The sequence below is a fragment of the Aeribacillus sp. FSL M8-0254 genome, assembly GCF_038008845.1.
Lineage (GTDB): Bacteria > Bacillota > Bacilli > Bacillales > Aeribacillaceae > Aeribacillus > Aeribacillus composti.
The window spans coordinates 2,613,504-2,636,961 of sequence record NZ_JBBOZY010000001.1 but is presented as its reverse complement, the minus strand read 5'-3'; the positions used below and the strand labels follow the sequence as shown (position 1 = coordinate 2,636,961).

General features: G+C 38.2%; 22 protein-coding genes, 1 tRNA gene and 1 pseudogene. 18 read left to right on the top strand and 6 right to left on the bottom strand.

The genetic code is table 11. The features are described 5' to 3' along the window. Positions 1 to 46: 46 nt before the first annotated feature. The 3 genes from NSQ44_RS12815 (at position 47) to NSQ44_RS12805 (ending at position 3,324) form a co-directional block, all read left to right on the top strand. Entirely contained in the window at positions 47 to 757 is a 711-nt protein-coding gene (locus NSQ44_RS12815; RefSeq protein ID WP_130156321.1) for a tRNA (adenine(22)-N(1))-methyltransferase, read from the top strand. Beyond that, a complete protein-coding gene (locus tag NSQ44_RS12810) occupies positions 758 to 1,879 on the top strand; it encodes a Nif3-like dinuclear metal center hexameric protein (protein WP_340857217.1) in 1,122 nt (373 codons plus the stop codon). A 113-nt stretch (positions 1,880 to 1,992) separates the two neighbouring features. Continuing rightward, entirely contained in the window at positions 1,993 to 3,324 is a 1,332-nt protein-coding gene (locus NSQ44_RS12805) for an IS4 family transposase (protein ID WP_094245035.1), read from the top strand. 202 nt (positions 3,325 to 3,526) lie between these two features. On the opposite strand, the gene NSQ44_RS12800 is transcribed toward NSQ44_RS12805, so the two are convergent. Beyond that, the gene (locus NSQ44_RS12800) at positions 3,527 to 4,474 is read right to left on the bottom strand and encodes a 4-hydroxy-3-methylbut-2-enyl diphosphate reductase (RefSeq protein WP_130156326.1); all 948 of its coding nucleotides are present in this window, start codon (positions 4,472 to 4,474) and stop codon (positions 3,527 to 3,529) included. A 104-nt stretch (positions 4,475 to 4,578) separates the two neighbouring features. Beyond that, a pseudogene (gene vrrA / locus NSQ44_RS12795) lies at positions 4,579 to 4,950 on the bottom strand (VrrA/YqfQ family protein); the annotation flags it as partial. A 267-nt stretch (positions 4,951 to 5,217) separates the two neighbouring features. Between vrrA and NSQ44_RS12790 the strand changes: the two are divergent. Beyond that, positions 5,218 to 6,519: a DEAD/DEAH box helicase gene (locus tag NSQ44_RS12790; protein ID WP_340857216.1), complete on the top strand. Its 1,302-nt coding sequence runs from the start codon at positions 5,218 to 5,220 to the stop codon at positions 6,517 to 6,519. A gap of 23 nt (positions 6,520 to 6,542) precedes the next feature. Next, complete coding sequence (locus NSQ44_RS12785; RefSeq protein WP_340857215.1) at positions 6,543 to 7,436, top strand: deoxyribonuclease IV; 894 nt, start codon at positions 6,543 to 6,545, stop codon at positions 7,434 to 7,436. 39 nt (positions 7,437 to 7,475) lie between these two features. Here the strand turns inward: NSQ44_RS12785 and NSQ44_RS12780 are convergent, their stop codons facing one another. Beyond that, positions 7,476 to 7,742 carry a DUF2624 domain-containing protein gene (locus NSQ44_RS12780; RefSeq protein ID WP_340857214.1) on the bottom strand — a complete coding sequence of 89 codons (267 nt, stop codon included), beginning with the start codon at positions 7,740 to 7,742 and terminating at the stop codon, positions 7,476 to 7,478. 144 nt (positions 7,743 to 7,886) lie between these two features. On the opposite strand from NSQ44_RS12780, the gene NSQ44_RS12775 reads away from it, so the two are divergent. The 5 genes from NSQ44_RS12775 (at position 7,887) to NSQ44_RS12755 (ending at position 11,543) form a co-directional block, all read left to right on the top strand. Continuing rightward, positions 7,887 to 8,768 carry a YitT family protein gene (locus tag NSQ44_RS12775; protein WP_094246224.1) on the top strand — a complete coding sequence of 294 codons (882 nt, stop codon included), beginning with the start codon at positions 7,887 to 7,889 and terminating at the stop codon, positions 8,766 to 8,768. A 114-nt stretch (positions 8,769 to 8,882) separates the two neighbouring features. Then, a complete protein-coding gene (locus NSQ44_RS12770; RefSeq protein WP_066247563.1) occupies positions 8,883 to 9,641 on the top strand; it encodes a metal ABC transporter ATP-binding protein in 759 nt (252 codons plus the stop codon). Between the two features lie 15 nt (positions 9,642 to 9,656). Further along, positions 9,657 to 10,496 (top strand): metal ABC transporter permease, encoded by an 840-nt coding sequence (locus NSQ44_RS12765; protein ID WP_063388065.1) that lies wholly within the window; start codon positions 9,657 to 9,659, stop codon positions 10,494 to 10,496. Next, positions 10,493 to 10,915, top strand: a complete 423-nt coding sequence (locus NSQ44_RS12760; RefSeq protein ID WP_063388066.1) for a Fur family transcriptional regulator — start codon at positions 10,493 to 10,495, stop codon at positions 10,913 to 10,915. The genes NSQ44_RS12765 and NSQ44_RS12760 overlap by 4 nt, the downstream gene beginning before the upstream one ends. Before the next feature lie 241 nt (positions 10,916 to 11,156). Further along, a complete protein-coding gene (locus tag NSQ44_RS12755) occupies positions 11,157 to 11,543 on the top strand; it encodes a hypothetical protein (protein ID WP_063388067.1) in 387 nt (128 codons plus the stop codon). Positions 11,544 to 11,578: 35 nt separating this feature from the next. On the opposite strand, the gene ispG is transcribed toward NSQ44_RS12755, so the two are convergent. Then, positions 11,579 to 12,685 (bottom strand): flavodoxin-dependent (E)-4-hydroxy-3-methylbut-2-enyl-diphosphate synthase, encoded by a 1,107-nt coding sequence (ispG, locus tag NSQ44_RS12750; protein ID WP_340858270.1) that lies wholly within the window; start codon positions 12,683 to 12,685, stop codon positions 11,579 to 11,581. A 95-nt stretch (positions 12,686 to 12,780) separates the two neighbouring features. Then, positions 12,781 to 13,083, bottom strand: coding sequence for a hypothetical protein (locus NSQ44_RS12745; protein WP_327856465.1), 303 nt, complete (start codon positions 13,081 to 13,083; stop codon positions 12,781 to 12,783). A gap of 491 nt (positions 13,084 to 13,574) precedes the next feature. On the opposite strand from NSQ44_RS12745, the gene NSQ44_RS12740 reads away from it, so the two are divergent. Both NSQ44_RS12740 and NSQ44_RS12735 read left to right on the top strand, forming a co-directional pair. Beyond that, positions 13,575 to 14,789 (top strand): MFS transporter, encoded by a 1,215-nt coding sequence (locus NSQ44_RS12740; RefSeq protein WP_340857213.1) that lies wholly within the window; start codon positions 13,575 to 13,577, stop codon positions 14,787 to 14,789. A 77-nt stretch (positions 14,790 to 14,866) separates the two neighbouring features. Beyond that, a complete protein-coding gene (locus tag NSQ44_RS12735) occupies positions 14,867 to 16,564 on the top strand; it encodes a methyl-accepting chemotaxis protein (RefSeq protein ID WP_340857212.1) in 1,698 nt (565 codons plus the stop codon). 50 nt (positions 16,565 to 16,614) lie between these two features. Here the strand turns inward: NSQ44_RS12735 and NSQ44_RS12730 are convergent, their stop codons facing one another. Next, entirely contained in the window at positions 16,615 to 17,397 is a 783-nt protein-coding gene (locus tag NSQ44_RS12730) for a DUF1189 domain-containing protein (protein ID WP_340857211.1), read from the bottom strand. A gap of 362 nt (positions 17,398 to 17,759) precedes the next feature. On the opposite strand from NSQ44_RS12730, the gene NSQ44_RS12725 reads away from it, so the two are divergent. The 6 genes from NSQ44_RS12725 to NSQ44_RS12700 all read left to right on the top strand — a co-directional run bounded on the left by NSQ44_RS12725 (position 17,760) and on the right by NSQ44_RS12700 (position 23,447). Continuing rightward, a complete protein-coding gene (locus tag NSQ44_RS12725) occupies positions 17,760 to 19,391 on the top strand; it encodes a Na/Pi cotransporter family protein (protein ID WP_340857210.1) in 1,632 nt (543 codons plus the stop codon). Between the two features lie 56 nt (positions 19,392 to 19,447). Next, a complete protein-coding gene (locus NSQ44_RS12720; protein WP_094246217.1) occupies positions 19,448 to 19,930 on the top strand; it encodes a DUF456 domain-containing protein in 483 nt (160 codons plus the stop codon). A gap of 56 nt (positions 19,931 to 19,986) precedes the next feature. Further along, positions 19,987 to 20,060, top strand: a tRNA-Ile gene (locus NSQ44_RS12715). 138 nt (positions 20,061 to 20,198) lie between these two features. Continuing rightward, the gene (sodA, locus tag NSQ44_RS12710) at positions 20,199 to 20,807 is read left to right on the top strand and encodes a superoxide dismutase SodA (RefSeq protein ID WP_063388074.1); all 609 of its coding nucleotides are present in this window, start codon (positions 20,199 to 20,201) and stop codon (positions 20,805 to 20,807) included. Between the two features lie 211 nt (positions 20,808 to 21,018). Beyond that, positions 21,019 to 22,299, top strand: a complete 1,281-nt coding sequence (locus NSQ44_RS12705; protein ID WP_340787900.1) for an MFS transporter — start codon at positions 21,019 to 21,021, stop codon at positions 22,297 to 22,299. Between the two features lie 161 nt (positions 22,300 to 22,460). Beyond that, the gene (locus tag NSQ44_RS12700) at positions 22,461 to 23,447 is read left to right on the top strand and encodes a PstS family phosphate ABC transporter substrate-binding protein (protein WP_094246215.1); all 987 of its coding nucleotides are present in this window, start codon (positions 22,461 to 22,463) and stop codon (positions 23,445 to 23,447) included. Positions 23,448 to 23,458 lie beyond the last annotated feature (11 nt).

The window sequence follows — 23,458 nt, the reverse complement described above, 5'->3', positions numbered from 1 at the left end:
TTTCGTATTTTCATGTTTACCAAATTGGAATAAAGGGTGAAATAAATTGAACAGTGTCCAACTTTCAAAAAGACTGTCGGCTGTGGCAGAATTTGTTCCGAATAATCAGGTGACAGCAGATATTGGATCAGATCATGCATATTTGCCATGTTATTTAGTGCTTGCCAAAAAAACAGTGAAAGCGATTGCCGGTGAAATCAATGAAGGCCCTTATCAAGCGGCAAAAAAGCAAGTGGAAAAAAACGGGCTCCAGCATGTAATTTCCGTTCGGAAAGGGGACGGATTGTCCGTATTACAAAAGGATGAGGCAACATGCATCACGATCGCTGGCATGGGCGGCTCGCTTATTAAAACGATTTTGGAGGAAGGAAAAGAGAAGCTCGGGAAGGTTGAACGGCTTGTACTTCAGCCGAATATTCATGCAATTGAAGTTCGAAAATGGCTGATTGACAATGGTTGGGAGCTCGAAGGAGAAACAATTCTAGAAGAGAGCGGAAAAATATATGAGGTGCTGTCCGCTAAGCGTGGAAATGCAATGAAACCGTACGAAGCTTTGCCATTTGAAGCAGCTTTGTTAATGGGTCCATTTTTGTTAAAAGAAAAGAACAACGTTTTTTTAAAAAAATGGAGACACGAGCTTTCTCATCGGAAGGACATTCTACGGCAGCTGGAGCAATCCAATGGAAATGAACAGCTTATGCAAAAAAAAGAAGAAATAAAAAAGGTGATCGAGATCATTGAGGAGGTCATAAAATAAATGAAAAAAATCGCTAACGGCCAACATATTATTCAATTATTTGAACGGTTTTCTCCAAAGCATTATGCATTGGAAGGAGACAAGATCGGGCTGCAAATCGGCACATTAAACAAGCCTGTCCGAAAAATTATGGTCGCTCTGGATGTTTTGGAGGAAGTCGTTGATGAAGCAATCAATCAAAAGGTTGATTTAATTATCGCTCATCATCCTCCCATTTTTCATCCTTTAAAGCATATTAGAACAGATGATCCGGCAGGACGTATTATAGAAAAATGCATCAAGCATGAAATTGCCGTTTATGCGGCCCATACAAATTTGGATGTGGCTCCAGGCGGAGTGAATGATCTTTTGGCCGACCGCTTACAACTGGTGAATCAAAAAATACTTGTCCCAACTTATCAAGACCCATTAAAAAAGCTTGCTGTATTTGTACCAAAAGACTATGAGGGGGACGTTCGGGAGGCGCTTGGCAAAGCGGGTGCTGGATTTATCGGCAACTACAGTTATTGCACTTTTTCCTCGGCTGGAACAGGAACATTTTTACCTTTGGAAAATGCAAATCCCTTTATCGGAGATACTGGAAAGCTTGAAATGGTTGAAGAAGTCAAAATTGAAACGATCTTCCCGCAGTCAATCCAAAAGAAAGTCATTCAAGCGATGTTGAAGGCGCATCCTTATGAAGAAGTTGCTTATGACATCTATCCATTAGAAAACGAAGGGAAACAGCTTGGATTAGGGAAAATTGGAGAGCTTGAAAAAGAAATGACATTGAAGGAATTTGCAGAGCATGTTAAGAAAGCTTTAGAAGTGGAAAAAGTAAGAGTAGTCGGGGATTTACAGGCAACTATAAAAAAAGTAGCCGTTTTAGGCGGAGATGGAAATAAATACATTTATCAGGCAAAAATGAGAGGTGCAGATGTTTATGTAACTGGTGATGTATATTACCACACAGCTCACGATGCTATGATGCTCGGCTTACATGTAGTTGATCCAGGCCACAACATTGAAAAGGTGATGAAAGCGGGAGTGGCGGAAAAACTAACAAAGCTGTGTGCTGAAGAAAATCTGGAAGTAGAAATTATTCCTTCCCGCGTCCATACAGATCCGTTCAAGTTTCTATAATTAAATGGGGGATCAGTCCCATAGCCATCAAGTTAAGAATTTGATCTTTTTTCAGCGCCAAAAACATGGTATCCTTTCTAACGAAAATCATCGTTGGAAAGGATTATTTTTTGATGGCAAAAAAGATGAAGGCATGGATAAAAACGATTCGTCAACTCTTCTCCTCTGAAGAACTGACCCGTCTGGCACGGAAAGTCGGATTCATTCAGCGGCAGCGTTCATTAACAGCGGAAGCCTTTCTGACGCTATGTGCTTGGGGAGACGGATCGCTCGCCTGTCAGTCGCTTCAGCGGTTGTGTGCCGATTTGGCGCTCTGGCATGATTGCTCTCTCTCGAATGAAGGACTGAATCAGCGGTTTACGCCTCGTGCCGTGGCGTTTTTAAAAGAGGTCTTTTTTACTCTCCTGATGCATCAACGTCCGGCACTCTCTTCCATCACCGAGACGTATCGCGCTTGTTTCACCCGTCTGCGGATCTTAGACTCTACCAGTTTTTTACTTCCGGCCGACTATGGTGAGGACTATCAAGGTTCGGTTTCATCTGGCGCCAAAATCCAATTTGAGTATGAGCTGTTATCGGGAACCTGTCTTCAGCTGTGCGTCCAACAGGCCAATGATTCCGATGCCCGTTTTGCTTATCATACCCAGCACACGATTTTACCGAATGACCTTTGCATTCGGGATCTGGGGTTTTTTTCACTCGCCACGCTGGCGGAGATCGATGCTCGAGGTGCTTATTATATTACCCGGTTGCGTTCCGATATCAAAGTCTATATCAAACAGGACGGGGAGTGGCACGAATGGGATTGGGAATCGATAGGAAATCGATTGGGCGAGGGGGAAGCCGTGGAAGTGGAACACGTGTATATCGGACACCAACGCCTGTATGTTCCGCGTCTGATTTTTCGCCGTCTCACGGCGGAAGAATGGGAAAAACGGCTGGCGTACGTGCGGAAAAAGGAAAAAAAGAAAGGGAAGGCGCTGTCACGCCAAACCCTTGAACAAAAGAAATATCACATCTTACTGACCAATTTACCACAAGAATCGTTTGATGCGCAACAAGTTTATGAGCTGTATTCGCTGCGCTGGCAAGTGGAGCTGTTATTTAAGGGCTGGAAATCCTTATTTGATCTTGACCGTGTCAAAAAGATGAAGAAGGAACGATTCGAATGCCACTTATATGGGACATTGATTGCCATTTTAGTCACGCAGACTCTTCTGTTCCAAGCCCGAAGGTATTGGCATCAACGGGAGGGAATCGAGATCAGTGAATGGAAAGCGCTTAATATCCTCCAATCGTATTGGCATCGGTTTCTTTTGCATCCCCAAGCGATGGAAACCGCCCTTCCATCTCTCCTATCTCTGTTAAGGAAACACGCGAGGAAAGACCGAAGGAAAGGAGAGGAAACGGTATCGGATCTTTTAAAGAAATTGGGGATATGGTAGTGTGGGTCATGGATATAAATGCCAAATAACCCTCTTCTTGAGGGTTATTTGGCATGCCCAGCATTTGGTTTTCTCTTCATCCTTTGATTGATTTTTCGAACATGCGTATCATCCTAAAAAATTTTATACCGCTAACTTGACGGGTATGGGGATCAGTCCTTTTTAGCGGACCGATCCCCTTTAAGCATTAAAAAGGTTTTGTCTATGATTTTTTGACTTTTACTTTTGGTAATATTTTTTCAAGAGGGACATTTGAAGTTAAATCCCATGTTTCTGGATTTTCTGGATCATAATTCTCCAAAAATCGAATGACCTCTTTGACAATCGGCGTTGGGGTTGATGCACCGGCTGTAACGGCAACTTTTTTAACGTCTTTAAGCCATTCCAGTTTGATTTCACTTACATTCGCCACGCGATAAGCTTTCGTGCCCGCAATCTCTTCAGATACTTGCGCAAGCCGGTTTGAATTGTTGCTGCGCGGATCGCCGACGACAATGGTTAAATCAGCTTCTTTTGCCTGTTCGGCCACAGCTTCCTGGCGAACTTGTGTTGCGAGGCAAATTTCTTTATGAAACTCGACATGCGGATATTTTTCCTTCACTTTTTCCATTATATCAGCTACGTCCCATTGGCTCATTGTTGTTTGGTTCGTAACAATGATTTTGTCGTTGGAAATATCGAGCTCTTCAACATCGTTGACAGTCTCGACTAAATGAACGATATCCGGGGCTACACCTACTGCTCCTTCCGGTTCCGGATGCCCTTTTTTTCCAATATAAATGACGTCATACCCTTCTTCTTTTTTTTGTTTAATAAGTTCATGAGTTTTTGTGACGTCAGGGCATGTAGCATCGATCGTGACAAGCCCTTTTTCCTTCGCTATTTTGCGCACTTCTGGCGAAACGCCGTGAGCAGTAAAAATAACGGTTCCTTTATCGACTTTTTTCAAAATCTCAAGTCGATTTTTTCCGTCTAACGTAATAATCCCTTCTTTTTCAAAGGCATCTGTTACATGTTTATTATGAACGATCATTCCTAAAATATAGATCGGTCTAGGCAGTGATTTATCCATTGCTGCATTTTTGGCTATCACCATTGCATCAACAACACCATAGCAGTATCCTCGAGGGGAAATTTTAATAACCTCCATGTTTTTTCCTCCTAATATTTAGTAAAGGAAAATAAAAAAGCCGTCAAGCGGCTTGACTATCTAACATCATTATACCTAACATGGAGGAAGAAAACAAAACACAATTAAATATAAAGCTTAGGTTTTGATTCGCCCGACGTATTTTCATCTGAAGGGCTGTCATCAGCTGTCTGTTCCTTCAATCTTTTAGAAGACGAATTTTCTTTTATATCATCTTCTTCGCTACTGTCTGTATCAGCATTTTTTAATTCTCTATAAATTTTGAACATTGCCGGGAGATTACGGATCAGAGGACCGTATTGCTGAACCATCGGTGTGACTTGCTGAGCGACACCGAGAACTTTTTGGACATTCGTCAACATGTTTGAAAGATTGGCAGGGTTTGCTAAACTTTGAACAGCGCCGCTTGACGGTATACTTCCTGCATGCATTGTGCTCGATGGAAGAAAACGTGAAAAAAGCGATTGTAATCCTCCCCTAGGCGGAACAGGCCATTGCTGAACAGGTGGCTGCCCCCAAAAAGGATGGTAGCCCCCGCCAAAAAAAGGGCGGATCAATGGCTGCTGCCGGAAGGGAGGAAAAGCACGATAAGGATGCATAAACTTTTCCCCTTTCTTTTGCTGTTTTACCTACATTAAACTATGCGGCGTTTTAGGAAAATGTTTTATTAAAATTGGAGTTTTTCCATTATATTGTTTATAATCAAAAAATGGGTTGATTGATTATGAAGGAGTTGTTTTGCAATGGCAGCTGACTTTAAAGATTTTCCATTTCAAGATTTTATTATAGATGCCGTTCAGTCGTTAGGTTTTAAAGAACCGACTGAAATTCAAGCACAAATGATCCCAATCATATTAAGAGGAGCAAGTGCCATCGGCCAATCACAAACAGGTACAGGCAAAACACATGCTTATTTGCTACCGTTAATCAACAGTATTTGCGGAGAGGAAAAGCGTGTTCAAGTTGTTGTTTTAGCACCGACGAGAGAGCTCGCGACTCAAATTTACGAAGAAGCGTTAAAAATCATAAAATTCGCCCCGCCGGAAAAAGAATTACATGCAAAACTTTTTATTGGCGGTACAGATAAAATGCGGGCGATCGAAAAGCTAAAAACTCAGCCCCATCTTGTGATCGGAACACCTGGCAGAATTCTTGATCTTGTCAAGGAAGGAGCGCTAGATTTATATTCGACCAAAAGCATAGTTGTGGATGAAGCCGATTTAATGCTTGATTTAGGCTTTATTTATGAGGTCGACCAAATTGCTAGCCGCATGAAAAAAGAACTGCAAATGCTTGTGTTTTCTGCCACCATTCCTGAAAAATTAAAGCCTTTTTTAAAAAAATATATGGAAAATCCTGAGTATGTTCATGTATCTCCAAAACAAGTACATGCCAAAAACATCACGCATGTCCTTGTTCCGCTGAGGCATCGAAACAAAATAGATCTTTTATACAATATGGTAGTTTCCTTAAACCCTTATTTAGCGTTAATTTTTGTGAATACAAAAGCGAATGCCCAAGATGTGGCATACGGTCTTGCCGAAAAGGGATTAAAGGTTGGGCAAATCCACGGCGGTCTTACCCCGCGTGAACGGAAAAAAGAAATGCGTCAAATTAAGGATCTTGCCTATCAAGTTGTAGTAGCAACTGATTTGGCTGCAAGAGGAATTGATATTGAAGGTGTTTCCCATGTAATCAATGCCGAGCTGCCGACTGATTTAGATTTTTATATTCACCGAACCGGAAGAACGGCTCGGGCTGGCTTTTCAGGATTTGCCTATACAATCTATGAAGACGATGATGAACAAATGCTGCAAAAGCTTGAAAAAATGGGGATAATCTTTGAAAATCGAGATATTGAAAACGGAATATGGAAAACGCTCGATGACCGAAATTGCAGACAAAAAAGAAAAAAACAACCAATGGAAACAAACGCGTTTATCGGAATCATCAAAAAGCCAAAATCGGTAAAACCAGGATACAAAAAAAAGATGAAAAAACAAATCGAAAAGCTAAAGAAAAAGCAAGCAAGAAAAAATAAATAAAAGGTTGTAAGGAGAGGAAAAACATGTTAAAAATTGGCTCGCATGTATCGATGAGCGGCAAGAAAATGTTGATTGCGGCAAGTGAAGAGGCAGTTTCATACGGCGCTAATACGTTTATGATTTATACAGGAGCCCCGCAAAACACGAGAAGAAAAAAAATTGAAGATTTAAATATCGAAGCAGGTTTGGCGCATATGAGAGAGCATGGCATCGAAGAAATTGTCGTTCACGCACCATACATTATTAACATTGGCAATACAACAAATTTAGCGACCTTCCAGCTTGGTGTTGATTTTTTAAAATCGGAAATTGAACGCACGGAAGCAATCGGTGCAAAACAAATCGTGCTCCATCCGGGAGCTCACGTTGGAGCCGGTGCAGAAGCCGGAATTAAAAAAATTATTGAAGGTTTAAATGAAGTGCTGGAGAGGGGGCAAAAAGTGCAAATCGCCCTAGAAACGATGGCCGGCAAAGGTTCAGAATGCGGAAGAACGTTTGAGGAGCTTGCGATGATCATTGATGGTGTTACCTACAATGAACATTTGTCCGTTTGTTTCGACACTTGCCATACTCATGATGCCGGTTATGATATTGTCAATGATTTTGATGGGGTTTTAAATCAATTTGATAAAATCATCGGCATCGACCGTTTGAAAGTTGTTCATATAAACGACAGCAAAAATCCGCGCGGGGCACAAAAAGACCGTCATGAAAATATCGGATTCGGCCACATAGGATTTAAAGCAATCAATTATATCGTCCACCATCCGCAATTAAAAGACTTGCCAAAAATTTTAGAAACTCCGTATGTCGGTGACGACAAAAAAAATAAAAAGCCGCCTTATAAATTTGAAATTGACATGCTGAAGAACAAGACGTTTGATGAAAATGTTTTGGAAAAAATAGCAAATCAATAAAAAAGGACAAGCTCCCTTTTTTAGGGAACTTGCCCTTTTTTATTTCCAATTGCCATTGACGAATTGCAAAAATAATTGATTTGCTTTTTTGGCTGTTTCCGGCGAAGTGATTTTGGCAATTTGTTTTAACAAAGCAATTCTTTCTTCTTCATGAAACACGTTGATTTTTTTTCCCTGTACGAGTTGAAGCAGCTGTTTTGCTTCGTTAATCGAAATGGATATATCATATTGCTTTGCATACGACACAAGTTCTTCAGGTTTTAAACTGTTAATTTTTTGTTGAATAATTTTTTCAAATAAAATCAAAGATCTCGCCTCCCCTCTTATTCGTATGAACAGAGGGGGAGATAGTTGCCTTTTTTTAAAAAAAATGGGTGGAGAAAATGACATAAATATCGTCTCAGCAAAATTTTTATAATACAATATGATTAAAAAAACTAGGAGGAGAAGATGAGTAAAAAACATCATAAAAAAGAAAGCTTAAGACACATCATTTATCGATTGTTAATGATTATGATCGGAGCTGTTCTGGCAGCCGTAAGCATCGAGCTGTTTTTAGTCCCCAATCATATGATTGATGGCGGCATCATCGGCATTTCGCTTATTTTAGACCACATATTTTCGAATCATATTAAAATCATCAATTTCGCTACATTAGTTATTGTGTTAAACCTTCCTTTTATGTATTCCGGTTATAAGCAGATTGGGAAGACATTTATGTTTTCGTCCATATTTGGCATCATTTGTTTAGCCATTGCGGAAAGGCTGGCCCATGATTTTGAAGCCTTTACTACAGAGCCTTTACTAGCCACTGTATTTGGTGGTTTTTTGCTCGGTGCAGGAGTGGGACTTGTCATCCGACACGGAGGATCTCTGGACGGGACAGAAATTTTAGGAATTCTTTTAACGAAAAAAATTCCCTTTTCCGTTGGCGAAATCGTGATGTTTTTGAATATTTTCATTTTTGGAAGCGCAGCGTTTGTCTTCGGGATAGAGCAAGCCATGTATTCCATCTTTACATATTATATTGCCTTTAAAACAATTGATGCGGTTGTTCAAGGTCTTGATGAAACAAAGGCCGCCATCATTATATCTGATCATTACGATGAAGTGTCTGATGCTATATTGTCACGCTTAGGACGCGGAACGACAAAATTAAAGGGAAAAGGCGGATACACGGATACGGAAAAAGACGTCATTTATGCAGTTGTTACAAGGCTTGAAGTGGCAAAATTAAAATCGATTGTACATGAGATTGACCCGAACGCGTTTATTACCATTATGAATACACAAGAAACGAAAGGCGGAAAATTTAAATCTGCCATCCATTAATCAACACATTGAAGTAGAGGGAGAACACATTTTTCTTTACAAATGTGCTCTTCTCCTGTATAATTTAATGATAAAAATAAATCGTAATGATTCCTAATTAAATAGGTGAGAAGCATGGGGGAAAAAATAGTAGAAGTAAAGAACCTTTTTTTTCAATATGAGAGAAAATATGTGCTCGAAAATATCAATATTTCCATTGAAAAAGGAGCATTTTTAGGTTTAGTTGGGCCGAACGGCTCCGGAAAATCGACATTATTGAAATGTCTGCTCGGGCTTTTAAAGCCTCAGAAAGGGACGATTCATTTATTTGGTGAAGATATTCATCAATTTAACGATTGGCATAAAATTGGCTACGTTTCTCAAAAGGCAAACAGCTTTAACTCTTCGTTCCCAGCTACTGTTTTTGAAGTAGTAGCGAGCGGCTTGACTCCCAAACTCGGTTTGTTTAAAAAAATGAAAAAAGCTGATCGGGAAAAGGTAATGGAAGCGATCCGGGCAGTTGGAATGGAAAAGGCAGTTCACCAAAATATTGGTGAGCTTTCAGGAGGACAGCAGCAAAGGGTATTTATTGCTCGCGCACTTGTCAGTGAACCTAAATTATTGATTTTAGATGAACCAACTGTAGGTGTAGATAGTCAGACAGTCAATCATTTTTATCAGCTTTTGCATCATTTGAATAAAGAATTGGAAATCACACTAATACTTGTTACCCATGATATTGGAGCTATTACAGATAAAGTTACGCATGTTGCTTGCTTGAACAAACAACTTTATTTCCATGGAAATAAAGACGAATTTGAACGCCTGAAAGAAACGGAATTGACCTCATTGTACGGGCATCCAGTTCAGTTAATAACGCATGATCATGAGTAGATGGAGGAAATGAAGATGTTTAGCAGTATTTTACAATTTGAGTTTTTGCAAAATGCATTTCTTTCAGGTATTTTAATCGGTTTTATCGCACCTCTTTTAGGTGTTTTTGTGGTGGTCAGACGATTATCACTAATTGCAGATGCACTGAGTCATGTGACCTTGGCTGGAATTGCGGGCGGTCTTTTTTTATCTTCAAAAATATCCTTCTTTTCTTCATTGAATCCAATTTATGTCGGAATGGGTTTTTCTGTTTTAGGCTCACTTGTGATTGAAAAGCTGCGAGCTTTTTATAAATTTTATGCGGAATTGGCCATTCCGATAATTATGTCGGCTGGGATCGGTTTTAGCGTTGTATTTATCTCTTTAGCAGATGGGTTTAATACAGATCTTTTTAATTACTTATTTGGAAGTGTTAGTGCGGTTTCCAGGACGGATTTATATATTATTACTGGTGTTGCAGCATTGGTTATTTTATTGATCGTATTGTTTTATAAAGAATTGTTTTTACTGTCGTTTGATGAAGAATATGCATCTGCTTTAGGGCTGCCGGCAAAAGGCTTGCATCTTTTGTTTATTTTAACAGTTGCCCTAGTGATAAGCGTTTCCATGAGAGTTGTTGGAATTTTGTTAGTTTCCTCGCTTATGACCCTTCCTGTTGCTGCAAGTATTAGAATAGCAACCGGTTTTAAAAAGACAATTTTTCTTTCCGTTATAATAGGAGAAGCTTCCGTTTTAATCGGTTTAGTATTATCTTATTATTTAGATATTGCTCCGGGAGGAACAATTGTCATTTTAGAGGTATTGGCTTTGATTTTTTCCATTATTTTGTCAAAAGCTAGGAGGGGCAAAATATGAATGTCGAACAAGCTTTACAATATTTAAAAGAAAAGGGATATAAATATACATCCAAAAGGAAAGAAATGCTTCAACTAATTGCCGATTCTGATAAATATTTGACAGCTAAAGATGTTTTGGAAAAAATGAATAAGCGCTATCCCGGTTTAAGTTTTGATACGATTTACCGGAATTTATCATTGTTTGCAGAGTTGGGTATATTGGAAACGACAGAGCTTTCAGGTGAAAAGCACTTTCGCTTTCATTGTGACTTAGGACATCATCACCACCATTTTATTTGCATGGAATGCGGAAAAACGAAAGAGATCGAATCATGCCCAATGAATACGATAGAGGAGTATTTGGACGGATATAAAATTAATGGACATAAATTTGAAATTTATGGGTTATGCCCGAATTGCCATGAACAAACCTTGTGAAATTTGATCACAAGGTTTGTTTTTTTATGGGAATTCGTGATAAGAAGGGATGAACTCGAGTTTTGTCATTGCTTAAAAAAAGAATAAAATTTCACAAATAGTAAAAAAATAAAGGATCAACATATTGCTTCCCGTTCTCTGATCCAACATTAGAGCCTATTTGAAAACATTTCCATAATAATGGGAATTGATTTGCTTATACTATAAATGCTCCTATCTTTTGAAAGCGAGGGATATGGCAATGGCAAACAAAAATTTCCCACATGCCGGCAAATCAACTGAAATAAATGCCATTCAGGAAAACCGAAATTTTGAAAACCGGAATAATGAAAACCGAGATTATCTAGAAGAAACCGCAGCAGAAGCTGGAGCAGTTGAATCTAGAAATACAAATGAAACATATAATTATAATAATGACGCCGATGAAGCTGGCGGCCGCAATTTAGGATGGCTGGCGCTGGCACTATCGATTATTTCTTTATTTGTTTTGCCCGTTTTATTAGGAGCATCGGGTATCATTATTGGGTTTATCGCCCGTCGGCGCGGTGCGGAAAATCTGGGAGCATGGGCGATCGGAATAGGTATCGTTTCCTTGCTGCTTGGAATTTTCGTATTACCGTTTTTTTAACAAAAACAAAAAGCTTGGGGCATCCGCTCCAAGCTTTAAACTTTTTCCTTTTCTTGTTTTTTGAAATATTCTTCAGCGATTAAATCCACTTCTTTTTTTAATTCTTCGACCATTGTTTCTTCCGGAACTTTCCGAACAATTTTTCCTTTTCTAAAAAGCAAACCTTCGCCTCGTGCACCAGCAATTCCAATATCGGCTTCTCTCGCTTCGCCTGGACCGTTTACTGCGCATCCTAAAACAGCTACTTTGATTGGCGCACGAATTTTTGAAATATATTCTTCGACTTCATTCGCGATTTTAATGAGATCTATTTCAATTCTTCCGCATGTAGGGCATGAAATAAGTGTTGCTGCATTGGCAGCCAGGCCGAATGATTTCAGCAATTCTCGGGCAACCTTCACCTCTTCGACGGGATCAGCGCTTAATGATATACGCAAAGTATTGCCGATGCCTTTGCTTAAAATGGCTCCAAGGCCGGCAGCGCTTTTGATTGTCCCCGCAAACAAAGTGCCAGATTCGGTAATCCCTAAATGGAGAGGATAATCAAACGCCTTTGCAGCTTTTTCATATGCTTCGATTGAAAGCCGTACATCAGACGCTTTTAAAGAAACGATAATATCGTGAAAATCAAGATCCTCTAAAATTTTTATGTGATGCAATGCACTTTCAACCATTCCGTCAGCAGTAGGATAGCCGTACTTTTCTAAAATCCTTTTTTCAAGTGAACCGGCGTTTACTCCAATTCTGATTGGAATGTTTCTTTCTTTCGCAGCCTTCACAACGGCTTCTACTTTTTCCCTTCGCCCGATGTTCCCCGGGTTAATCCGTATTTTATCTGCTCCGCCTTCAATCGCTTTTAAAGCGAGCCGGTAATCAAAATGTATATCGACAACTAGAGGAATGTTAATGCGTTTTTTGATTTCTGGAATTGCATTTGCAGCCCGTTCATCAGGACAAGCAACACGAACGATTTGACAACCTGCTTCTTCCAGTCTGTGAATTTCTTTTACTGTGGCTTCAACATCATGCGTTTTCGTTGTGGTCATGCTTTGAATGACTACTTCATTATTTCCGCCAATTTGAATGTTGCCTACTTTGACTGGACGTGTTTTCGTACGATGTGTGATTTCGCTCACGTTTATCGCTCCTTAAATATAAATACGTTTGATGGAACATTTGCCATCCTATGATATTGTACCAATCATAGCCAAGCAATGACAAGAATTAAAAACTTTAACTAATTGTTATATAAGGGGAATTTGTATGTTTTTCCTGCTTGTATACTGTACACATCTTCATTTGAATTTAATTCCCCAAAATCTTTAATAATCTCTTCAATGCTTGCTGGAACAGGCTTATCGTGTATTTTTTCAACAATGGAAAGAACCGTATCTCCTTCCTTCACTTTTACCTCCATAAATTGTTCTTCAGCATGTTGTTCATTTTGTATGGAAGATACAGGTAATGTACCGTTTTTTAAATCATAATAAATAACAAAACTGAAAAAGATAACTAGTAAAGCGGAAAATAAACGTTTCATCTCTATGTTCCCCCGTTTTGTTCTTTATTAACATATATGTTTTTTTATGTACAAACATACCAATTATGTCTTTGCTGGCATACACAAGTGAAAAGTTAGCAAGTTCGGAGGACCTGGGGAGAAATCAACATCTCTTTTCTCGCTTGAGACAAGCTGCTGAAGCTGTTGCAAAGCGAGTTCGATGCTTTTTTCGATCTTTCTTCCTTCTCAAATGGAAAATTTATACAGATTAAAGCTTTCAGGCAATGCGGGCTCAAATTTATGAATTCAGATCCTTTCCAGCTATTCTTTCCGAAAATATGTTCAAGCTGAAGCCAGTGCCTGAATTAATGCGAGAGGGAAGCTCAGTTAAACCTAAAGGGTAGAAGCTGCTTTACGATCGAAGAGCATTTTGAAAACGTCCAAGATATTCTTCGGTTTAGCGCATTCCATGCTGTCAACAATGAATTCATGCATCAATTCGAAATTCGAGTAAACGAAGGGAGATAAATATGAGAGAGCATATCATCATTATGTTATTAGGGATGCTTCCGTTTATGATGGTGCTAGGAAATTCGATGCTGATCCCGATATTGCCGGAATTTGGACAAGCGCTTGAAATTACAGCTGCACAGACGAGCTTTATTTTAAGCATATTTAATATACCTGCAGCGATCATCATCCCAATCGTAGGTTTCCTTTCCGACCGTTACGACCGAAAAACATTTATTTTATGGTCGCTTTTATTGCTGATCATAGGGGGGGCTATCTGTTTTTTCAGCGGTTTTGTCAACAAATCTATTGCTTTTTGGACATTGTTAGCTGGACGTTTGGTGCAAGGGCTTGGCACAGGAGGAATATCGTCTCTAGCCATGTCATTAGCAGGAGACATGTTTACGGGCGAAAAACGGGATCGAGCTCTTGCCGTTTTAGAAGTGTTCAACGGAACTGCAAAAGTAGCCGCTCCCATTTTAGGGGCTTTGTTAGCCCTTGTAGCATGGTATTTTCCATTCATTCTTTTCCCTATTATTGGAACTCTCTTGCTTTTTTTCATTCTTTTTTTTATAAAGACTTCTCCATCAGGCGAGGAAAAAATATCGCTTCACGAATATGTGCAAAGAATAGCTGATGTGTTAAAGGTGCAAAAAGCGCGATTGTTATCTCTTTACCTGTATGGCGGTACAAGTATGTTTTTGCTTTTTGGGCTACTGTATTATTTAGCCTATTTAATTGAAGAGTTATATCATATCGATGGATTCTTTAAAGGATTTGTATACTCTTTTCCGTTAGGCGCATTATCTATATCGTCTTATTGGACAGGAAAGCGATTAGACTATGAAAAAAACCGTTTTCTTTTTTTATTGGTAGGGATGTTCATGACGTTTTTATCATTTTTCAGTTTTTTGATTTTTCAACAGTTTTCGCTATTTTTGTTTTTTATCACTATTTCATTTGGCGGCTTAGGTTTTGTGCTGCCGGTTATTAATTCGTTGATCATATCAAGTGTTGATGATGCAGAAAGAGGGATTGTAGTTAGCTTATACGGGATGGCGCGCTTTTTAGGGGTTGCGCTCGGACCGGTTGTTTTTAGCTTGTGGATTGGCAATGAACAGTTGTTGTTTAAGCTTTTATTTTTTATGTTGTCGCTCGTTCAATGTTTACTCCTATACGTATTTAAAAATAATTGGAAAATAGTATGTAGCAAAATGTGGAGGAATTTACAATAAAAATAAAAAAACTTTAAATTCCCTTAATAATCTTTTGTCATAATGCTGTTAAGCTTATAAAGGGGGAAATCATAATAGTGAAAAATAAGAGAAAGAACATGTCGATAGGAGAGCGAATACCTCTATCTGTAAGATTGATTTTGTTTGCGCTCATACTTCTTATTAGTTCGATAACTGTTGTCGGTTATACTGCTTACCAAAAAGCAAGTGAAACAACTTTTAATTTGATAGAGGATCGATTAAAAAGGGAAGTATATATGACAGAGATTGCTGCCAGCAATCTTCTGTATGCTTATGTAAATAGCTCTGATGATTTTTTCGAAAGATTTGATAAAGAAGTCGTTCAAAGGCAATCCTCCCAGCTGATTCAGGACGGTTTAAATGCTGACTTTTTTTTCGTTCGAAATGAAAAGGCCACACCATTTTCAGTTAGCGTTAAAACAAAAACTCAAATCCCAGCTGAAATTGTAAAGGAAATAACGAAAAAAAATAGCGGAATTATTCATAAATCTTTCAATGGACAAGATTATACGTTGGCTTTTAAAGAAATGCAGGAATTGAAAGGAATTTTTTTGCTTGCCGTTCCGACAGAAAGTTTTATAAAGCCTGTGCATGAACTAGCTTACAGTACAATCTGGATTGGAATAATCAGCGTCCTTTTTATGATGGGAATTTTGTTTTTAGCTGTCAGAAGTATGACAAAACCGTTGACGATTTTGAGGGAAAAAATGAGGAAAATGCGTGAAGGAGATATTCAGCTTGATTTAAACATAAATACAAATCTTCCAGAAATCCTTTCGCTCATCAAAAGCTTTAAGCAATTGGCAGGCTATTTGGGGATGATGATTCAAAGGATTAATACCACGACAGAAAATTTGTTTTCGACAGGCCGGAAGCTTAAACACTCTTCTGATGACGTATTAACATTACATACAAATCTTGTTGAAGCGATTGAAATGGTAAAAAACGGTGCGCAGCAAACAGCTTCAAGCTCTGAAGAAAGCGCAAAAGTATTTCATTCCATGAAAAATACAGTTCAAACTGTGCTGGAGAGAATAGAGCGCCTTTTCTCAAGCGCACAAGGCATGAACCGATCAGCCAACACGGGAGAACAAAATATGAGACAGATGATCGAATCGTTAAATCGCTTTGAAAAAGAGTGCAAAACTATGTCTAAAACGATCCAAAGTGTTCGAGATCATTCGACGGCGATTGAAAAGGTTGTGGAAATGATATATGCAATATCTGAGAAAACAAAGCTATTGTCATTAAATGCAACAATTGAAGCAGCAAGAGCTGGAGAAGAAGGCAAAGGATTTGCCATCGTTGCTGAGGAAGTCCGAAAATTGGCTGAACAGTCATCCAAAGCGACGGAAGACATAGCACAGTCTGTAAAAATGATGGATGATATTTCTCAGAGCGCTTATCGGCAGTTTAAGCTAATTTTGGAGCTTGTGCAAAACCATTTAGAAGTTGCAGATAAATCGCGGCTTTCATTTGATCAACTAGTAGATGAGATTGGAAAAGTGAATGAAATATTGTCTGAAACAAGACACAGCTTACATACTTTAGATGATTGGCTCCCTAAAATGGAGCAATCTGCTGAAAATTTTTTATCAGTCTCTCAAGAAACGTTCGCCAGTGCAGAGCAAATGCAATCTGTCGCAAAAGTACAGATGGAACAAATTCGCGAAACCCATGCTATTGGACTAACTTTAATGGAACTGTCCGAATCTCTAAAGTCCACTACAAACAAATTTCAGTTTAAATCATAGTGTTAATAACCCCTTAAGGCAGAGTTGGAAATTCTGCCTTAAGGGGTTTTTTATGCAGCTTTTATTGGTTGTTTCGGGCTCGGGATTTCTTTTAATACAAGATATAAAACAGTTATATGTACAAACCAGTTTATATAAAGAGCAAAGGATATATCGATGAGAAAAAAGTTCATAATGGCAAAAAACACGGTTGCAAGCGTGACACTGTAGGCTGAAATAGTCCAAAGCTGTTTAAAATTTAATCTTTTTCCCATCCTCTTTTTAAACAACAGCCCGACAATAGCTAAAAACGTAATTTCCACAAATTTAGAAGTGGCTGACATCGCAAATAGTGTGACAGATATCACGGGAATGATAATCGGAGCAACTTCAGACAGCTGTTTGATGGCAGATTGCAAATCCTCTTTTGTTATCTCTGTTTCCTGAAAAAAGTTATACTCGAGCTGCTGCATTGTGCCATTGGAAACGAAAACAAATTCATTCGATAAGATGCCGATGACGTTTTCCTGCCATTTCAAGTCATCCCTTGTGAAAGTTCCTTTTGGGTCAAAAATAATTGTATATTGACCATGCTTTGCTTCCACAACCGCATTTTCCTCGGATTTTAAAGTTCCGTTATGAATGGTGAATTCAGGGATTTTTTCATTTATCGTTTGGTCAAGCCCGTTTATAGCATTTACAATAGCTAAGTTTAAATATATGCAATTGGGCAGGGCGGCAAGAAAGGCCAATAAAAATCCATAAAGAATGGGTTTGCCGATTTTTTGAAATCTAGTAAGAGCGATTGTTTTTGGAGAGTATATGCTTTTAAAAAGGAGGACAAATAAATTCATTGAACGAAACACTTCCTTTTATAACATTTCTATTTGATTGTACCAATGAAACAAAAATAATGAAAATAAGTTATATAGGCGATTCGGCAATAAGAATAACAATTGTGAACAAAATGTAAAATTTTTTTGTTAAATTTAAAATATAAAAGTAACATGTGTGGGAGGAACATGTTAAAAATTAATTTTATTTGCGGGGCATATCGACTTCATCCATTATTATTGATAGAAGCTGCAGGAGCCTGCACCGATTGCAAAATAAAAAAATTGGATTTGAAGGAATTTGGTAATGGGAAATATAAACGTTTCTTTTTCAAAAATGATTCAACTGTTAATACATTTGGAAAAATAAGGAGGTGAAACGAGTGGATGTAGATGTTCAAAAAATATTATTTGAATTTCTTGGCGGGATTGGAATTTTTTTATTTGCGATTAAAAGTATGGGAGAAGGTATGCAAAAATTCTCCGGAGATAAATTACGAGATATTTTGGATAAGTTTACGACAAACCCTATTATGGGTATTTTTGCTGGAATGTTTGTGACAATGTTAATTCAATCGAGCAGCGGTACAACTGTTTTAACGGTTGGTCTCGTTTCTGCCGGCTTCATGAGCTTAAAGCAAGCAATAGGCGTGATCATGGGAGCAAATATCGGAACGACTGTTACGGCATTTATTATCGGATTCGATATCGAAGCTTATGCCTTGCCAATTTTATTTATAGGTTCTGTTCTTTTATTTTTTTCTAAAAACAAAAAAATAAACAGCATCGGGCAGGTGATCTTTGGATTTGGCGCTTTGTTTTTTGGGCTTGAATTGATGGGAGACGGCATGAAGCCGTTAAGATCATTAGAAATTTTTCATGACTTGACTGTCAGCATAAGTGCAAATCCGCTGCTTGGCGTTGTAATTGGAACCGTTTTTACAATCATCGTTCAAAGTTCAAGTGCGACGATTGGGATTTTGCAAATGATGTTTTCACAAGGGTTAATTGATCTCAACGCTGCGCTGCCTTTATTATTCGGTGATAATATCGGAACAACCATCACAGCAGTTTTGGCATCAATTGGAGCATCGATTGCTGCCAAACGGGCTGCTTTGACGCATGTAATGTTTAATTTAATCGGAACGGCAATTTTTCTAATTATTTTACCAATTTTCAAATATTTTATCGAATCATTGCAAGCTCATTTGTATTTAAATCCTGAAATGACCATTGCCTTTGCTCATGGAATATTTAATGTTGTCAATACGATCGTTCAAGCGCCGTTCATCGGTGCATTTGCACTGCTTGTCACAAAAGTTATACCTGGTGAAGATTTAGCGATAGAGTATAAAGCGAAGCATTTGGATCCAATTTTTATTGAACAGTCACCAACCATTGCTTTAGGGCAAGCGAAGGAAGAACTGCTTCGGATGGGTCAATATGCATCATTAGGGCTAGAGGAAACAAGACAATTTTTGATGACAAATCAGCAGAAGCACGCACAAATGGCGATGCAGCTTGAAGAGGCGATCAATAATTTAGATAGGAAAATAACAGATTATCTCGTATTGATTTCTGGAAAAGATATGTCGCAAAATGATTCACGCCGACATTCCATTTTAATGGATACTGTTCGAGATATTGAACGAATCGGCGACCATTTTGAAAATATAGTGGAGCTTATTGATTATAAAAATAATAATAAAGTCACCATTACTGAGCAAGCATTGGAAGATTTATTGGAAATGTTTGAAATTACCTTGCAAAATGTGAAGGATGCGATCGACGCTTTAGATGATAACGATGTTGTATTAGCAAAAAAAGTATTGAAATCTGAAGAAAAAATCGATAGAATGGAACGCACTTTACGCAAAAAACATATTATCCGCATTAATGAAGGGATTTGTACCGGACAAGGCGGAATAGTATATGTAGATATTATCAGCAACTTAGAACGAATTGGCGACCACTCGGTGAATATTGCGGAAGCTGTTTTAGGATACCGTCAATAATCGTTTCAAGTGGATTAAATTGTTCATTGATTTACAATTTATAGGAGGATAAGCAAATGGATGTAATCATTTGGATTTTGATCATTGCTCTTTTTATCTTATCTTTTGTCGGGCTGCTTTTCCCCATTTTACCGTCAGCGTTATTGATTGTAGCAGCCTTTTTTATCTATGGAATTAGTTTTAGCTTCAGCCAGTTAACCATTTCATTTTGGGTTGTTGAAAGTATGTTCATCATTCTTTTATTCCTATCGGATTATTTGGCAAATATGGTAGGAGTTAAACGGTTTGGTGGAAGTAAAGCAGCCGGATGGGGAAGTACGATTGGTTTAATTGCCGGGCCATTTATCATCCCGTTTGTTGGCATTATTTTAGGACCTTTTTTAGGGGCTGTTGCGGCAGAGCTTCTCGTACACCGCAAAACATTTAGCGAGGCTGTAAAGGTTGGAGTCGGTTCTTTATTGGGGTTGTTGGCGAGCACAGTAGCAAAAGGGCTGATTCAGCTATTGATGATCATTCATTTTCTTTATACAATATTCTAAATTAGCCATTGACTTCAATAGCTATTTAGTGATAATTTACTTATGTGTTTGAAAAAGGACCCTTAGCTCAGCTGGTTAGAGCAGACGGCTCATAACCGTCCGGTCGCAGGTTCGAATCCTGCAGGGTCCATAAAATTAGTCGAATAATGTAACCGTTTTTTTAATTGCACATTAATTGCATCATTTTAATAAGTTTGGTAATCTGAATATGAAAGCTTCAAGGCAGAAAGCATTTAGTACATATTAATCATTAAGGAGGAGATTCATTATGGCTTATGAATTACCTAAATTGCCATACGACTATGATGCATTGGAACCTCATATTGACAAAGAAACAATGACGATTCACCACACAAAACATCATAACACATATGTGACGAACTTGAACGCTGCTTTGGAAGGTCAAACTGAACTTTTATCTAAAAGTGTAGAAGACTTAATCTCTAATTTAGACGCTGTTCCTGAATCTGTTCGTACAGCTGTTCGAAATAATGGTGGAGGGCATGCAAATCACAGCTTGTTCTGGACCATCCTCTCACCGAATGGAGGCGGCGAGCCAACTGGAGAATTAGCAGAAGCAATTAACAAAAAATTTGGAAGTTTTGAAGCTTTTAAAGAAGAATTTGCTAAAGCTGCTGCTGGTCGTTTTGGCTCCGGCTGGGCATGGTTGGTTGTAAACAACGGCGAGCTTGAAATTACAAGCACTCCAAACCAAGACAATCCTCTTATGGAAGGGAAAACTCCAATTTTAGGCCTTGATGTTTGGGAGCATGCTTATTACTTAAAATACCAAAACCGTCGTCCTGAATATATTGCAGCGTTTTGGAATGTTGTGAATTGGGACGAAGTAGCAAAACGCTACAGCGCTGCAAAATAAACTGTTACAAGAGGCTGAGATATTCGAATCTCAGCCTTTTTTATGTATTTTTAAAAAATTTATTGAATGAAGCTGACATTCATTAGAGTTTCAGCAGTTTCTATGACTTTTCTCGAGTTTAATCACTGAAAGGTAACGAAAACACCTTTCTTTATACATAACTCCCCTTTAGCTAGGAAAAATAGTAGTAGCAAGTAAAGGGGAGTTTTATATGATAAATGTCAAAAAATGGATTGGATCAAGAAAAACAGACCATGATTTCATGCTGCTGTTGATGATCGGCGGTTTTTATTCATTAAGCATTGCACTTTCGAATACGTTCGTAAATGTTTATTTATGGAAACAGTCAGGGGAATTGATTGATTTAGGATTATACAATTTATTTATTGTCATTTTTCAGCCGCTTGCTTTCATTATTGCTGGGAAAGTATCCAAAAAAATTGATCGAGTCGTTGTACTTCGCCTAGGAGTGTCGTTTTTAGCCGCATTTTTTCTAACCGTTTTAGTTTTAAAAGATCAAGCTGTCAACTACATGTATTTGTTAGGTGCAATCATTGGCATCGGCTACGGTTTTTATTGGCTGGCCTTTAATGTGTTGACATTTGAAATTACTGAACCGGAAACACGGGACTTTTTTAATGGCTTTCTTGGGATATTAACTTCCCTTTCAGGGATGATTGGACCGATGTTAGCCGGTCTGATTATTTCAAGACTTACAAATACTATTGGGTATAAAGTGATTTTTGCAGTTTCGTTAATGTTATTTACTGTTGCTGTCATGTTGAGCTTCTTTTTTACGTCTAGAAAAGCTCATGGAGATTACATTTTATTGAAAATCATTCAAGAAAGAAAAAGAAATAAAAATTGGCGATTAATTACAAACGCTCATGTGTTTCAAGGATTGCGTGAAGGAACATTTACATTTTTCATTAATGTGTTTGTATACATCGTGACCAAAAGTGAGATGGCTTTAGGTACATTTAGTTTTCTAAATTCTTTCGTAGCCTTTTTCACTTATATTGTGGCTTCTCGGTGGATTACGAAAAAAATGAGGAAAAAAGCTATTCTAGCCGGCGGGCTTATGCTATACTTTTCCTTGTTTCTCATTTTATTTCAAATTTCCTATGAAAGATTGTTAATATATGCTATTGCAATCGGAATTGCCTATCCAATTTTGCTTGTTCCGTACTCTTCGATCACGTATGATGTGATTGGAAAAGGGTGGAATATTGCGCAAGCAAGGATCGAATATATTGTTGTTCGAGAAATTTTTTTAAATGCAGGAAGAATCCTATCGATCCTCTTTTTTATTTTTACAGTTGCTTTGACAAATGAAACAAAAACCATTCCTTTTTTATTGCTCTTAATAGGTTCAGGCCATGCGTTCATATATCTGTTTGTTAAACAAATTAGGCTGAAAGAAAGCAACCGCCTGTTAAAACAAGAAAAGCGCATACACAGGCCAAATCTAGCGGATGGAGAGAAGGGATAAAATAAATGAGGAATGCCGTTTACGCAGCATCATCTGTTTTTTATACACACAAAAAACAAGCTTTACAAAAGCTTTACATTCTATTAAAACTTGTTTAATACTTGAAAGTTAATCTTATATACGTAAGATGAGATCACGAAATAATAGGGGGAAGTAACCGAATGAAAAATTTTAAATTTTTGGCGTCATCCATTATGATCAGTTCTGTATTAGCTTTTACAGCAGCCTGCGGTAATTCGGATGATGCAAACACAAATAGTTCAAACTCCGGACAGCAATCATCTTCAGAAAGCGGATCAAGCGAGCAAAAATTAGAAGGTGAAATCGCTATTGATGGATCATCAACTGTTGGTCCGATAATGGAAGCTGTTTCTGAAGAATTTTCTGCAGAACATCCTGATGTAAAAGCTCCAATTGGAATTTCAGGAACAGGCGGAGGCTTTGAAAAATTTACAGCTGGTGAAACTGATATTTCTAACGCATCTCGCCCAATTAAAGACGAAGAGAAAAAAGTTGCTGAAGAAAATGGAATTGAATATACAGAATTCAAAATTGCTTTTGACGGCTTATCCGTCGTTGTAAACAAAGAAAATGACTGGGTTGACAAACTTACGATTGAAGATTTAGCAAAAATTTGGAAAGGCGAGCCGAAAAAATGGTCTGACATTAACCCTGAGTGGCCGGATGAACAAATTAAATATTTCTCGCCTGGTACAGATTCCGGTACGTATGATTATTTTGATGAAGTTGTTTTAGGCGGCGAACCGATCGTAAAAGATGCGACATTGTCCGAAGACGATAACGTACTTGTAAAAGGAGTCGCTAACGATAAAAATGCAATAGGTTATTTCGGCTATGCATACTATTTAGAAAATAAAGACCAGTTGAAAGTTGTACCGATTGTAAACTCTAAAGGGGAAGCAGTCGAGCCGACAAATGAAACAATAGAAAAAGGAACTTATGAACCGCTTTCCCGTCCACTGTTCATTTATGTAAACAACAAATCATTAAAAGAGAAGCCGCAAGTGTATGAATACGTGAAATATGCTTTAGAAAACGCAGGGGAATTATCAGAGGAAGTTGGCTATGTTAAACTTCCGCAAGAGCAATATGATGAGCAGTTAAAAACGCTTGAAGGTTTAAAATAAAAATAAATAGA